This window comes from uncultured Brevundimonas sp., from assembly GCF_963977465.1.
GTDB lineage: Bacteria > Pseudomonadota > Alphaproteobacteria > Caulobacterales > Caulobacteraceae > Brevundimonas.
This window is the reverse complement of the sequence record NZ_CAXBOQ010000003.1, coordinates 306785-319334: the sequence shown is the minus strand read 5'-3', so window position 1 is coordinate 319334 and position 12550 is coordinate 306785. Positions and strand designations below refer to the sequence as shown.

16 protein-coding genes are annotated in these 12550 nt (G+C 67.1%); 12 read left to right on the top strand and 4 right to left on the bottom strand.

The features are described from left to right. The first annotated feature begins 78 nt into the window (after positions 1–78). Together AAC067_RS08535 and AAC067_RS08530 are read left to right on the top strand one after the other, a co-directional pair. Entirely contained in the window at positions 79–876 is a 798-nt protein-coding gene (locus AAC067_RS08535) for a uracil-DNA glycosylase (protein ID WP_339931489.1), read from the top strand. A 140-nt stretch (positions 877–1016) separates the two neighbouring features. Further along, positions 1017–2687, top strand: a complete 1671-nt coding sequence (locus tag AAC067_RS08530; RefSeq protein ID WP_339931487.1) for a lytic transglycosylase domain-containing protein — start codon at positions 1017–1019, stop codon at positions 2685–2687. 203 nt (positions 2688–2890) lie between these two features. On the opposite strand, the gene AAC067_RS08525 is transcribed toward AAC067_RS08530, so the two are convergent. Further along, positions 2891–3544, bottom strand: coding sequence for a glutathione S-transferase (locus tag AAC067_RS08525; protein WP_339931485.1), 654 nt, complete (start codon positions 3542–3544; stop codon positions 2891–2893). A 114-nt stretch (positions 3545–3658) separates the two neighbouring features. Here AAC067_RS08525 and purB point away from each other — a divergent pair, with 114 nt between their 5' ends. The 4 genes from purB (at position 3659) to AAC067_RS08505 (ending at position 6932) form a co-directional block, all read left to right on the top strand. Then, a complete protein-coding gene (gene purB / locus AAC067_RS08520) occupies positions 3659–4960 on the top strand; it encodes an adenylosuccinate lyase (RefSeq protein WP_339931483.1) in 1302 nt (433 codons plus the stop codon). Beyond that, the gene (locus AAC067_RS08515) at positions 4960–5700 is read left to right on the top strand and encodes a 2OG-Fe(II) oxygenase family protein (protein WP_339931481.1); all 741 of its coding nucleotides are present in this window, start codon (positions 4960–4962) and stop codon (positions 5698–5700) included. The genes purB and AAC067_RS08515 overlap by 1 nt, the downstream gene beginning before the upstream one ends. Further along, a complete protein-coding gene (locus tag AAC067_RS08510; RefSeq protein WP_339931479.1) occupies positions 5678–6238 on the top strand; it encodes a DNA-deoxyinosine glycosylase in 561 nt (186 codons plus the stop codon). The genes AAC067_RS08515 and AAC067_RS08510 overlap by 23 nt, the downstream gene beginning before the upstream one ends. A gap of 82 nt (positions 6239–6320) precedes the next feature. Next, complete coding sequence (locus tag AAC067_RS08505; RefSeq protein WP_339931477.1) at positions 6321–6932, top strand: fasciclin domain-containing protein; 612 nt, start codon at positions 6321–6323, stop codon at positions 6930–6932. Positions 6933–7189: 257 nt separating this feature from the next. On the opposite strand, the gene AAC067_RS08500 is transcribed toward AAC067_RS08505, so the two are convergent. After that, complete coding sequence (locus AAC067_RS08500; protein ID WP_339931475.1) at positions 7190–7513, bottom strand: DUF1476 domain-containing protein; 324 nt, start codon at positions 7511–7513, stop codon at positions 7190–7192. Between the two features lie 273 nt (positions 7514–7786). On the opposite strand from AAC067_RS08500, the gene purC reads away from it, so the two are divergent. The 3 genes from purC to AAC067_RS08485 are packed head-to-tail and all read left to right on the top strand — an operon-like array spanning position 7787 to position 8942. After that, a complete protein-coding gene (gene purC / locus AAC067_RS08495) occupies positions 7787–8545 on the top strand; it encodes a phosphoribosylaminoimidazolesuccinocarboxamide synthase (protein WP_300445642.1) in 759 nt (252 codons plus the stop codon). Continuing rightward, positions 8545–8781, top strand: a complete 237-nt coding sequence (gene purS / locus AAC067_RS08490) for a phosphoribosylformylglycinamidine synthase subunit PurS (RefSeq protein WP_339931471.1) — start codon at positions 8545–8547, stop codon at positions 8779–8781. Before purC ends, purS begins: the two co-directional genes overlap by 1 nt. Further along, positions 8778–8942: a hypothetical protein gene (locus tag AAC067_RS08485; protein ID WP_339931469.1), complete on the top strand. Its 165-nt coding sequence runs from the start codon at positions 8778–8780 to the stop codon at positions 8940–8942. Before purS ends, AAC067_RS08485 begins: the two co-directional genes overlap by 4 nt. Here the strand turns inward: AAC067_RS08485 and AAC067_RS08480 are convergent. Beyond that, positions 8927–10087: a cyclopropane-fatty-acyl-phospholipid synthase family protein gene (locus AAC067_RS08480; RefSeq protein ID WP_339931467.1), complete on the bottom strand. Its 1161-nt coding sequence runs from the start codon at positions 10085–10087 to the stop codon at positions 8927–8929. The genes AAC067_RS08485 and AAC067_RS08480 overlap by 16 nt on opposite strands. Before the next feature lie 100 nt (positions 10088–10187). On the opposite strand from AAC067_RS08480, the gene AAC067_RS08475 reads away from it, so the two are divergent. Continuing rightward, a complete protein-coding gene (locus AAC067_RS08475; RefSeq protein ID WP_339931465.1) occupies positions 10188–10667 on the top strand; it encodes a YbhB/YbcL family Raf kinase inhibitor-like protein in 480 nt (159 codons plus the stop codon). A 46-nt stretch (positions 10668–10713) separates the two neighbouring features. Further along, positions 10714–11376 carry a phosphoribosylformylglycinamidine synthase subunit PurQ gene (purQ, locus tag AAC067_RS08470; RefSeq protein WP_339931463.1) on the top strand — a complete coding sequence of 221 codons (663 nt, stop codon included), beginning with the start codon at positions 10714–10716 and terminating at the stop codon, positions 11374–11376. Positions 11377–11380: 4 nt separating this feature from the next. Here the strand turns inward: purQ and AAC067_RS08465 are convergent, their stop codons facing one another. Continuing rightward, a complete protein-coding gene (locus AAC067_RS08465; RefSeq protein ID WP_339931461.1) occupies positions 11381–11569 on the bottom strand; it encodes a hypothetical protein in 189 nt (62 codons plus the stop codon). A gap of 142 nt (positions 11570–11711) precedes the next feature. Here AAC067_RS08465 and AAC067_RS08460 point away from each other — a divergent pair, with 142 nt between their 5' ends. Continuing rightward, on the top strand, positions 11712–12542 hold the full coding sequence (locus AAC067_RS08460; protein ID WP_339931459.1) for a hypothetical protein: 831 nt from the start codon (positions 11712–11714) through the stop codon (positions 12540–12542). Positions 12543–12550 lie beyond the last annotated feature (8 nt).

Below are 12550 nucleotides of genomic sequence, written 5' to 3'. Positions count from 1 at the left end.
ATTCCCGATGGTTTGTGTGAACCCCGTCTTATCGGAACGTGACGTGGGGGCGGTCAAGGCTTATCCCTGTCGGCACTGATGACCCACGCGCCCACCGACACCGCTGCGACCGAAAGCCTGCTCGCCTTCTGGCGCGATGCGGGGGTCGACGCCTGTTTCGAGGATGCCCCGGTCGACCGCACCCATGTCCAGCCCCCACCGGCCCTGAAGGCCGTGGCGCGGGCGACGGCCGCGGTCGTGGCCCGGCCCGATACTGACGCGGCCAAGACCGATGCCCGCCAGCTGGCGGCGGCCGCCGAAACCATGGAAGATCTGGCCAAGGCCGTCGCCGGTTTCGAGGGCTGCCCGCTGAGTGGCCAGGGCGCGACCCAGTCGGTATTCGCCCGTGGCGACCCCGCCGCGCCGGTGCTGATTATCGGCGAGGGACCGGGCACCGAGGAGGACGCCCGGGGCGCGCCCTTCGTCGGCCAGGCGGGACGACTGCTGGACCGGATGCTGGAGGCCGCCGGCCTGACGGACCGGGTCTTCATCACCAACACCGTCTACTGGAAACCGCCCGGCAACCGCAGCCCCACGCCGCAGGAACAGGCCGTGTGCGCCCCGTTCGTCGACCGGGTCTGCGACCTGATGCGGCCAAAGGTCGTGCTGCTGGTCGGGGCGGCAGCGGCGCGCTCGGTGCTGGGCCTCGACGAGGGCATCATGCGGCTGCGCGGCCAGTGGAAGGATTGGCACCTGCCCGAAGGCGGCTTTGCCGTTCCGGTCATGCCGACCTTGCACCCGGCCTTCCTGCTGCGGCAGCCCCAGGCCAAGCGGCAGGTCTGGGCCGATCTGCTGGCCCTGACGGCCCGGCTGGACGGACATTCCTCGACTGACTGACTCAATATCGCCCCAAAAGGCGAACACGTTGGAACCGGATGCAGGGTCTGGCACCGATGTTGCCTGATCACCGAACACGGGTGTGTCACGGGTCCGTTTCGAGACGCACCGCACCACGACCGCCAGGGGGGCCGCCAGACATGTATCGTTTCTGCCGTGCACTCATTGCGCCCGTGCTGGTTCTGGCCCTTGCGGCTGTCGCCGCGAGCGCGAACGCGGAGCCCGATGAACCCCGCAACACCCGCAACACCCCCAGCACCCTGAGCTCGGCCGACCGCCTCAGCTACACCACCGCCTTTGACGCCCTGCGTCGGGGTGATCTCGAGCTGGCCCGCGCCTCGGCGCGTCAGGCGAACGACCATGTGCTGGTCGGACAGGTCGAGTTCGAGCGGCTTTTCCACCGCGACTATGTCGCCACCTATGACGATCTGTACGCTTGGCTCGAGGAATTCAGCGACCTGCCGGACGCGCCGCGCGCCTATGACCTGGCCCTGCGACGCCGCCCCGACGGCGCACCCGAGCCGAAACGCCCGCCGGGCGTCAGCGAACGCAGTTGGGACAGCATCACCACCGCGGACGGCGGCCCGGCCGCCGGCGACCCGATGAAGGCGGCCCGGATCGCCTATAACGCCAACGACCTGCCCGGCGCGATCACCCTCGGCGAGCAGATCGGCGACTGGTGGGTCGTCGGGCTGGCGACCTATCGCCAGGCCGAGTTCGGCCGATCGCTGCGCGCCTTTGAACGCGTCGCCAATGATCCGACCGAAGACGCCTGGGTGCGCGCCGGGGCCGCCGTCTGGAGCGCCAAGTCCGCCGCTCAGGCCGGTCAGCAGGACCGGGTGCAGCATTTCCTGCGACTGGCGAGCCGTTGGCCCGCGACCTTCTATGGTCAGATCGCCCTGCGCCAGCTGGGCGAGGAGCCTGAGATCGAGAACATGGGCCCCCGTGCCTATGAGGCGACGTTGCAGCCCGCGCTGAGCCGCAACGACGAGCCGATCGGGGTCGAGGTCGACGAGCTGGACGATTTCATCCGTTCAGACGATCGGGCGCGCCGTACCGTGGCCTATTTCGAGATCGGCCGCCGTTCGGACGCCCAGAACGAACTGCGCAGCGGCCTGCACGGTGCCGTGGGCGATGCGGCCCGCCGCCTTTGGGTCGGGCTGGCCCGGGCACTGGGCCCGCGCGTCACCGGATCGAACGACGAGGCCGAGCGGATCGACGCGCGGCGCTATCCGATGCCGGTGCTGGAGCCGGAGGGTGGGTTCACCATCGAGCGGGCGCTGGTCTATGCGATCGCGCGCAAGGAGACCGGCTTCAACTCGCAGGCGCGCTCAAGCGCCGGGGCCTATGGCATGATGCAGGTGATGCCGACCACCGCCGCCGAACTGGCCGGCGACCGCGGCTTCGTCAGCGATCCACAGCGGTTGCTGCAGCCGGCGGTGAACCTGAAGCTGGGTCAGGCCTATATCAACCGGATGCTGCAGATGTCGGCGTTGCAGGGCGACCTGTTGCGCGCTGCGGCCTCATACAACGCCGGGCCGGGCCCGATGCTGGGTGCGATCCGCAAACTGGGTCAGGACGCCGATCCGCTGTTGCTGATCGAGACGATCGATGTGCCGCAGGCGCGGGACTATGTGGAGAAGGTGGTCTCCGCCTACTGGATCTATCAGCGGATGCTGGGCGCGCCGCTCAATACCCTGGATGCCATCGCCTCGGGCGCGACCCTGGTGCCGATCAGTCTGGACTATGTCGCGCCGCCGCCGGTTCCGCTGGAAATTGCCCAGGCACCGTCGGTCGACGGCGGGCGCTAGGCCATCAGATGAGGCTGGCGATCAGCAGGGCGGGCAGGCAGCCGGCCACCAGGATCAGCAGACCATAGACCCGCAGGCCCGGGCGTTGGGCGATGGCCGGATGCTGGGCGTGCGGGACAGCCATGGTCGACTCCTGCGCAAGCGGTTTCGAGCGCAGGCATAAAGCTAACGTCGTTCGGTTAAGTCCGGGTTCGTACGCGCGGTTAACCCGACTTAAGCGCCTCGGCCGTCCAGGTCGCGAGGTCGGGTTGGGCGAGCAGGGTCTCGACATAGGCGCGGGCGACGCCGTCGGTGTCGCCATGCTCGGACAGGTCGATCTGATAGTGCCGAATTCGGGTCGCCACCGGGGTGAAGAAGGCGTCCGGCACCGACCAGTCTCCGAACAGATACGGACCGGACGCGCCGAAACGGCTGCGCATTCCCGACCACAGATTGACGAGGCGGCGCAGGTCGCGGGCCACGGCCTCGCCGGTCGGGGCGGGTGAGCGGTCAGGCCCGACCATCGTATGGTCCGGTCCCATGCCGCATTCGGTCCGCAGGGCCATGAAGCCACCATGCATCTCGCAGGCGGCCGAGCGGGCCAGCCAGCGGGCGTGGGCGTCAGCGGGCCACAGCTTCGCCTCGGGATAACGTTCGGCGCACCAGACCGAGATGGCCATGGAATCCCAGATGGTCTCGCCCTCGACCTTGAGCAGCGGCACCAGTCGCGATGGCGAGATGCGCGCCAGCTCGGCCTGACCCTCGGAGGCATAGATGTTGATCTCGCGCACAGTGAAGTCTGCGCCGCAGCGCTCGAGCACCAGCCAGGGGCGCAGTGACCAGGTCGAATACAGCCGCGGGCCGATGATCAGTTCCAAGCCGGTCTCTCCTGTCGTGGACGCCTCTTTCCTGAGCCGGGCCCGGTTCCGATGCAAGCGTGTGACCCGGCAACGCCTTGACTCACGGGGGTCTTGGACCGACACCCCGCGCCCATGATCATTCGTTATTCCCGCCCCGAAGCCGTCGCCATCTGGTCGCAAGAGACCAAATACCGGATCTGGTTCGAGATCGAGGCCCATGCCGCTACGCGGATGGCCGAGCTGGGCACCATCCCGACCAGCGCCGCCGAGGCCATCTGGGCCAAGGGCAAGGACGTCGTGTTCGACGCCGACCGCATCGACGAGATCGAACGCACCACCAAACATGACGTCATCGCCTTCCTGACCCATGTGTCGGAGATCGTCGGCGAGGAGGCGCGTTTCCTGCACCAGGGCATGACCTCATCCGACGTGCTGGACACCTGTTTCTCGGTGCAGCTGGCGCGGGCCTCGGACCTGCTGGTCGAGGGCATCGACCGGGTGCTGGCGGCGCTGGAGAAGCGCGCCCGCGAACACAAGCTGACCGCCTGCGTCGGTCGCAGCCACGGCATCCACGCCGAGCCGGTGACCTTCGGGCTGAAGCTGGCCGGCTATCACGCCGAGTTCCAGCGGGCCAGACGCCGCCTGCTGACGGCGAAAGAAGAGATCGCCACCTGCGCCATCTCCGGCGCCGTGGGCACCTTCGCCAATGTCGATCCGGCGGTTGAGGTCTATGTCGCCGAGAAGATGGGCCTTGCCGTCGAGCCGGTCTCGACCCAGGTGATCCCGCGCGACCGCCACGCCGCCTTCTTCGCGGCGCTGGGCGTGGTGGCCAGTTCGGTCGAACGGCTGGCCGTCGAGATCCGTCACCTGCAGCGCACCGAGGTGCTGGAGGCCGAGGAATTTTTCGACAAGGGCCAGAAGGGCTCGTCGGCCATGCCGCACAAGCGCAACCCGATCCTGACCGAGAACCTGACCGGCCTGGCCCGGCTGGTGCGCTCGGCCGTGGTGCCTGCGATGGAAAACGTCGCCCTTTGGCACGAGCGGGATATCAGCCATTCGTCGGTGGAGCGCGGCATCGGGCCCGACGCCACCATCCATCTGGACTTTGCCCTGCATCGTCTGGCCGGCGTGGTCGAGCGGCTGAACGTCTATCCGGCCAATATGGAGAAGAACCTCAACCTGCTGGGCGGCCTGGTACATTCGCAACGGGTCATGCTGGCTCTGACCCAGGCGGGCGTATCGCGCGAGGATGCCTATGCCGCGGTGCAGGAGAACGCTATGAAGGTGTGGCGTGGCGAGGGCCGGTTCCTCGACTTCCTCAAGGCCGACGCGCGGGTGACCCTGCCGGAGGCCCAGCTCGAGGCCCTGTTCGACATCGGCTATCACACCAAACACGTGGACACGGTGTTCGCGCGGGTGTTCGGAGCCAGCTGATGACCGGGCTGGCGCTGCGGCTCAATCCGGCGATCGATTTCGAGGCCGCCGCCCGTGCCTATGCCCGGGACGGTTTTGTCCAGATTCCCGATGTGTTCGAGCCGGCGATCGCGGAATCGCTGGCCAGCCTGCTGGAGACGGCGCTGGACTGGGATCTGGCCTTCGAGGGTGAGGACGGCCGTCCCGCCGTTCTGACCCGGGCCCAGATCGCGGCGGTGGGTGAACCGGTGCTGCGCGAGCGGCTGAAGGCCATGCTGGCGCGCGCCGGTGGCCAGTATGGCTTCATGTATCTGAGCTATCCGCTGATCAGCGCCTATCTGGCCGGTCGCGACCCCGGCCATGCGATCCACGGCCTGACCGAATGGCTGAACCAGGAGTTCGTCCGCTTCGGTGCCGCAGTCACCGGCCAGCCCCAGGTGGTCAAGGCCGACGGTCAGGCGACCCGCTATCGGCCCGGCGACTTCATCGGTCTGCACAATGACGTGGGCACCGAGGTCAGCGACCGGTTGACCGCCTATACGCTGGGTCTGACCCGCGAGTGGCGACCTGACTGGGGCGGCCAGTTGCTGTTTCATGACGAGGCCGGTGACGTGACCCGCGGCCACGCCCCGCGCTGGAACGCCTTGACCCTGTTCCGGGTGCCGCAGCTGCATTCGGTCGCACCGGTCGCCGCCTATGCCAAGGGCACGCGGCTGTCGGTTGTCGGCTGGCTGAGGGATGCCGGTTCCGCCGCCCGCTGAGCCGGCGGCGCAACGGCGGGTCGGTTTTGCCCCCGTCGTCGACGCGCACACGCGGCTGCTGATCCTGGGCAGCCTGCCGGGCGACGCGTCGCTGGCCGCCGAGCAATACTATGCCCATCCGCGTAACGGCTTCTGGCGACTGACCGGCGGGCTGATCGGGCGTGATCTGGTCGACCTGGCCTATCCGCAGCGGCTGGCGGCGCTGAAGGCCGCCGGGATCGGCCTGTGGGACGTGATCACCACCGCGCACCGAGCCGGCAGTCTGGACACAGCGATCCGCGACCCGGAGTTCGCCGACCTGAGCGGTCTGGTGGCGACCCTGCCCAAACTGCGGGCAGTGGCCTTCAACGGCGCGACGGCGGCCCGGGCCGGGCGGCGGGCGCTGGCCGCGAGCACGGGTGAGTTGGCCCTGATCGACCTGCCGTCCTCCAGTCCGGCCCATGCGCGACCGCTTGCGCAGAAGGCCCGGGCCTGGGCCGTGCTGGGCGAATTCACCGGCGGCCCGACAGTGGGTGCGCCAGAATGTCGCGCCCCATAGCCAGGCCCCGATGCATCCATTTCGGCCCGCGACAGTAGCTGTCGGTAACGTCGCCGTTGCGCGGCTTTACAGGAGAGACCCGATGACATTCACACGCCCCACCATTCTCGCCGGCGTTTCACTGGCCGCCCTGCTGGCCCTGACCGCCTGCAACAACAACGAAACCCCAGTCCAAGACACCCCGCCGGCGGACACCATGGCCCCTGCCGCCGCTGAACCCATGGTCGGCGGTGCCTCGATGAGCCCCACCGCCACCATCGTCACCAACGCCAGCAAGGCCTCAAACCTGACGACCCTCGTCAGCGCGGTCCAGACCGCCGGCCTGGTTGAGACCCTCAACGGACCGGGCCCCTACACGGTGTTCGCGCCGGACAATGCGGCCTTCCAGAAGCTTCCGTCCGCCACGGTTGACGGTCTGATGGCCCCCGCCGGCAAGGCCGACCTGACCAAGATTCTGACCTATCATGTGGTGCCCGGCCGTCTGACCGCCGCGGACATCGCGGCCCAGGCCTCGGCCAACGGCGGTACGGCGACCCTGACCACGGTACAGGGCGAGTCGCTCAAGGTGTCGGCCGGCCCCAACGGCACCTGGATCATCACCGACGCCAAGGGTGGCACCTCGACCATCACCCAGGCCGACGTCGCCCAGTCGAACGGCATGGTCCATGTGATCGACACGGTTCTGATGCCGTAGACCATTCTTGTTTCAGGTCGAATCGACCTGAATCCAAAAAATGGTCCCAACTCAAACTGGAGCGAAATCTGCGCCGAGTTGGACTGCGTCCAACTCAACCGATTTCGCTCCAAGCCTTTCCGGGTGCCCGACGGGCACGCTGGACACCGGAGGACGGACTGCCCCGTCGTCATCCGGCAAAAAGGGCCGCTCCATTGCTGGAGCGGCCCTTTTGATGTCACGGTAATCATAGGGCGCGGGCGTTGCCCGTCCGGATATTAGTCGCCCGCGCGAATCTGGTCGCGGGCGATGGAGGCCAGTTCGTCCATCTTGGAGCGGATCTCGCCCTCGGAGACGGTCATGCCGGATCCCTTGAAGTCACCGGCGATCTTGCGGAACACGTCCTCTTCGCCCGGCTGGTCGAAGTCCGCCCGCACGACGGCATTGGAATACTGTTCGCCGCTTTCCGCGGACAGGCCCATCTTGTCGGCCGCCCACAGGCCCAAGAGCTTGTTGCGGCGGGCCATGGCCTTGAATTCCTGATCCTGATCGAGCGCGAACTTGGACTCGAATCCGGATTCCCGTTCGTCAAAGGTCGTCATACGCGTTCAGAAGCTCCAGTCGCGGACATCAGCAGGCCCGCAGTCGCGGAGGTCTATAGACCGCTCCACGCTGAACGCAACCGCGAGCAGGGCGGTTCCTGCGCCGCTACGACCGGGACTGTCGTTTGTATCACAGTCCGCGTTCCGCTAGTGTCCGCGCGCCTTATCTCCCCGCCCGCCGGATTCCGCTGTCGCGCCGCCCAGACCGAGGTTCTGGCCGCGCGATTTTTGTTTCCGGACAGGTTTTTATCTCTCCCCCGCCGGGACACGACCATGAATTCCAAGCGCAAGAAAATCTACGAGGGCAAGGCCAAGATCCTCTACGAGGGGCCCGAGCCGGGCACGCTGATCCAGTATTTCAAGGACGACGCCACCGCCTTCAACGGCGAGAAGAAGGCGCAGCTTGAAGGCAAGGGCGTGATCAACAACCGCATCAGCGAGTTCATCATGAGCCGGCTGAACGGAATCGGCGTCACCAACCATTTCATCAAGCGGCTGAACCTGCGCGAGCAGCTGATCCGCGAAGTCGAGATCATTCCGCTGGAAGTCGTGTGCCGCAACATCGTGGCCGGCTCGATGAGCCAGCGCCTCGGCATCGAGGAGGGTACGCCCCTGCCCCGCTCGATCATCGAATTCTACTACAAGAAGGATGAGCTCAACGACCCGATGGTCACCGAAGAGCACATCACCGCCTTCAATTGGGCCACGACCCAGGAGTTGGACGACATCCTGGCCATGACCGTGCGGGTCAACGACTATCTGTCGGGCATGTTCGGCGCGGTCGGCATCACCCTGATCGACTTCAAGATCGAGTTCGGTCGCGTCTGGGAGAATGATTTCGCCCGGGTCATCCTGGCCGACGAGATCAGCCCCGACTCCTGCCGTCTGTGGGATACCGCCACCGGCGAGAAGCTGGACAAGGATCGCTTCCGTCGCGACCTGGGCAATGTCATTGAAAGCTATACCGAAGTGGCCAAGCGGCTGGGCATCATGAAGGATATGCCCACCGTGATTCAGGGAGGTCTGCACTGATGGCGAAGGTCAAGGTTCACGTGTTCCTCAAGCCCGGGGTGCTGGATGTCCAGGGCAAGGCCGTTGAGGGCGCGCTGCACGGGCTCGGCTGGACCGGCGCGAGCAACGCCCGGGTCGGCAAGCTGATCGAATTCGATCTGGCCGACGCGAAGGACGCGGAAGCCGAGGTGAAGTCGATGTGCGACACGCTGCTGGCCAACACCGTGATCGAAAGCTACCGCATAGAAATCGCGTGAAACGGCTGATCCGCTTCTCGATCGCGGCCTTCGTGCTGGTCGGCGTGCTGATCTTCGTTGTGGCCCTGGCCGGCGGCCTGATGGACAGCGATGCCTTCACCGTCGGGGCGCATCCTGCCGCGGCACCGGCTGATCCGGCAGGGGCTCAGTCGCACAGATAGGCCCGCGTCAGCGGCACCGCGTCCTGACGTTTCGACAGCTGGATCTGGAAGACCATATGGCCCAGGTCGCGGAAGCCGACCTCGCTGGACGCGAGATAGAATTCCCACATCAGGCAGAAGCGCTCGTCATACAGGGCGACAGCCTCGTCACGTCGGGCCAGGAACCGTTCGCGCCACAGCCGCAGGGTCTCGGCATAGTGCAGGCGCAGGATCTCCATGTCCGTGACCCACAGGCCCGCGCGCTCGATCGCCGGGAACACCTCGGACAGGGACGGGATATAGCCGCCGGGAAAGATGTGTTTGGCGATCCACGGCTGGGTCCGACTGGGCGGTTTGCGGCGGCCGATGGCGTGAATCACCGCCACGCCGTCCTCATTCAACAGCCGCGCCACCGCATCGAAATAGGTCTGGTAGTTGGGCAGGCCGACGTGTTCGAACATGCCGACCGAAATGATGCGATCGAAGGTCCCGTCCAGATCGCGATAGTCCTGCAGGCGGAAGTCGGCCCGATCCGCCAGGCCTGACTCCGTGGCGCGGGCCTGTGCGGTCGCATGCTGTTCGGTCGACAGGGTCACGCCGGTGACCTGTCCGCCGGCCCGGGCCAGTGACAGCCCCAGCCCGCCCCAGCCGCAGCCGATGTCGAGCACGCTGTGGCCCGGCCGCAGGACCAGCTTGTCGATCAGCCGCCGCTTCTTGGCGGCCTGGGCCTGCTCCAGGGTGGCGTCGGGGGTCTCGAACAGGGCGCAGGAATACTGCAGGTCGTCGTCGAGGAAGAGGCGATAGAATTCCAGCGTCAGGTCATAGTGGTGATGCACATTACGCCGCGCCCGCAGCCGGTCGTTGGTCTGGGCCAGTCGTCGCTTCCAGCGCCACAGCGGGCCTCGCGGCATCGGCCGGACCGCCAGCTGCGAGGCCACCAGCTGCAGAAAATCATAGATGTCGCCGTCCTCAATCGTCAGCCGCCCGTCCATAAAGGCCTCGCCGACCGCCAGTTCGGGATTGACCGCGACGGCCATGGCGGTGGCGGCGTCGGCCAGATGGACCGTCAGCTCCGGTTCGCCCGGACCGGCGGTGAATCCCGTTCCCGCCACGCGGATGTGCACGGCGCGCGAGGTGAACACCCGATCCGCCAGGGCCTTGAGCATGGGCTTGCGTCCTCTGCCACTCACCCTAACCTAGACGCGTCGTCGCGCGCCGCAAGCCGGGTCCCCATCGCGGTGCGCCGCAGCCAACCCGGAGCCGAGCATGACCTTCACCCTGACCTCCAACAGTTTTCGCGACGGCGACACCCTGCCCGACGCCCAGGTTCAGGCGAAGGGCAATGTCTCGCCCCACCTGCGATGGTCCGGCGCGCCCGACGGCACCAGGAGCTATGCCGTCACCTGTTTCGATCCCGATGCGCCGACCGGATCAGGCTTCTGGCACTGGACCGTGGCCAACATTCCCGCGGATGTCACCGAACTGCTGGAGGACGCCTCATCCGGCGGTCTGCCGAGAGGCGCGGTCGAGGGACGCACGGATTTCGGAGCACCCGGCTTCGGCGGGGCCGCCCCGCCCCCGGGACACGGGCCGCACCGCTATATCTTCACAGTGTTCGCCGTCGACGTGCCGCAGCTGGACGTCACGCCCGACAACTCCGGGGCGGTGTACGGCTTCAACCTGCATTTCCATACGCTGGCGAAGGCGTCCCTTACTGCGATTTACGAGAACACCGGCCGGGGCTGACACCCGCCCCTGACAAGGCCGCCGAAGCCTGCTAAGTGGCCGCGCCATGAGCGCAGCTGTCATTGTCTTCCCGGGTTCCAACTGTGACCGCGACTGCAAGGTCGCGATCGAACGCTCGACCGGCGAAAAGGTCGAGATGGTCTGGCACCAGGACACCACCCTGCCCGACGGGCTGGACCTGATCGTCCTGCCGGGCGGCTTTTCCTATGGCGACTATCTGCGCTGCGGGGCCATGGCAGCCCAGTCGCCGATCATGCAGGCCGTGAAGAAGGCCGCCGACGACGGCGTGGCCGTGGTCGGCATCTGCAACGGCTTCCAGATCCTGTGCGAGGCCGGGATGCTGCCGGGGGCCCTGCTGCGCAACGCCGGGCTGAAATATGTGTGCAAGCCGGTCAGCCTGACCGTGACCAATGCCCAGACGCGGTTCACCGCCGGCTTTCAGGGCCAGCGCGAGGTGGTGATGACCCAGGGCAATGGCGACGGAAACTTCTTCGCCGACGCCGAAACCCTCGCCCGGATCGAAGGCGATGGACAGGTCGTGTTCCGCTATGTCGACAATCCCAACGGCTCGATGGCCGACATCGCCGGCATCCAGAACGCGCGCGGCAATGTGCTGGGCATGATGCCGCACCCGGACCGGGCCTTCGAGGCCGAACTGGGTTCCGCCGACGGGGCCATCCTGTTCCGCAGCGTGATGGACGCCGCCTGAACCGTCAGGCGTCGTCGTCGGTCTTCAGCGCCTCGTCGTCGGGTTCGACGTGCACATCCTCATCATCGCGCGACTGAACGTCGCCGGGATCGCGCTGGGCCGCCAGTTCGCGGGCCCCGATGCCCAGTCCCTGCTCACGTACGCGGCTGGCAGCGACGTCGTCGGTCTCGAATACGGGTTTTTCATCGGCCATGGTCGGGTCTCCTGAACTACAGGAGTCTAACCGTGCGACCGGCCTGGAGTTCCCGACCGGCGTCCAGTGAGGGCCGCCGCTGAAACCTTTGCCGTTTCCATACGTATCTGCTCCGTCCCCAGCACCGTCCCCGGAGATGACCGTGACTTCCCCCGTCCCCACATCGGCCACGACCACGCGCCGGTTGCTGGTCCTCGCCAGCACCCTGTTCGCGGTGATCATCGGCCAGGCCCAGATCTTCATGGGCTGGGGCCAGAGCCCGGCCGAGTTCGCCGCCGACAGCGACGCGACCCTGCGGGTAGCCGGTTTCGCCTTCGCCATCTGGGGCATCATCTATGCGTGGCTGCTGGTCTATGCGGTGCGCCAGACCCTTCCCGCGACCGTCGAGTCGCCGTTGCTGAAGGTTCTGGGATGGCCGTCGATCGCCGCCCTTCTGGCCATCGGCTGGTGGATCGTGGCCGCGGCCCTTGACTGGGAGACCGGCACCATCGTGCTGATCTTCGGGGCCCTGCTGGTCCTGCTGATTCCGTTGCTGGCCAAGGCCGCGGCGATCCGGGCCCTGCCGCGCGGCGACCCTGATCGCTGGATGACCGTGTGGCCGCTGGCGCTGCTGGCCGGGTGGCTCAGCATCGCCGCCCCGGTCAATCTGCTGACCGTGGTGACCGGCAACGGCGACCTGCCGGCGGCCCTGCCACCGACCGGTTGGGCCATTCTGGCCGTGGCAGTCGTCGCCGCGCTCGCGCTGGGGGTGACGGCCCGGCTGCGGACCCCGGCCTTTGCCCTGCCGGTGGCGTGGGGGTTGATCGGTGTGTTCTCGGCCGAACAGCCACGCAATGCCGTGCTGGCCTTCACCGCCCTTGCCGCGGCCATCGCGGTCCTGATCGGGGCCGTCATCCTGGTATTTCGCCTCGCCCCCCGCGTTCGCGCCGCCCCCGACCACGTGAAGGCTGACACATCGGCCCCGAGTCGCTAGAAGCGCGC

Coding starts and splice junctions, on each gene's coding strand:
- AAC067_RS08475 (WP_339931465.1), top strand. CDS start 10,188: ATGACCTTCACCCTGACCTCCAACAGTTTTCGCGACGGCGACACCCTG.
- AAC067_RS08530 (WP_339931487.1), top strand. CDS start 1,017: ATGTATCGTTTCTGCCGTGCACTCATTGCGCCCGTGCTGGTTCTGGCC.
- purS (WP_339931471.1), top strand. CDS start 8,545: ATGGCGAAGGTCAAGGTTCACGTGTTCCTCAAGCCCGGGGTGCTGGAT.
- purB (WP_339931483.1), top strand. CDS start 3,659: ATGATCATTCGTTATTCCCGCCCCGAAGCCGTCGCCATCTGGTCGCAA.
- AAC067_RS08465 (WP_339931461.1), bottom strand. CDS start 11,569: ATGGCCGATGAAAAACCCGTATTCGAGACCGACGACGTCGCTGCCAGC.
- AAC067_RS08505 (WP_339931477.1), top strand. CDS start 6,321: ATGACATTCACACGCCCCACCATTCTCGCCGGCGTTTCACTGGCCGCC.
- AAC067_RS08480 (WP_339931467.1), bottom strand. CDS start 10,087: ATGCTCAAGGCCCTGGCGGATCGGGTGTTCACCTCGCGCGCCGTGCAC.
- purC (WP_300445642.1), top strand. CDS start 7,787: ATGAATTCCAAGCGCAAGAAAATCTACGAGGGCAAGGCCAAGATCCTC.
- AAC067_RS08515 (WP_339931481.1), top strand. CDS start 4,960: ATGACCGGGCTGGCGCTGCGGCTCAATCCGGCGATCGATTTCGAGGCC.
- AAC067_RS08535 (WP_339931489.1), top strand. CDS start 79: ATGACCCACGCGCCCACCGACACCGCTGCGACCGAAAGCCTGCTCGCC.
- AAC067_RS08500 (WP_339931475.1), bottom strand. CDS start 7,513: ATGACGACCTTTGACGAACGGGAATCCGGATTCGAGTCCAAGTTCGCG.
- AAC067_RS08510 (WP_339931479.1), top strand. CDS start 5,678: ATGCCGGTTCCGCCGCCCGCTGAGCCGGCGGCGCAACGGCGGGTCGGT.
- purQ (WP_339931463.1), top strand. CDS start 10,714: ATGAGCGCAGCTGTCATTGTCTTCCCGGGTTCCAACTGTGACCGCGAC.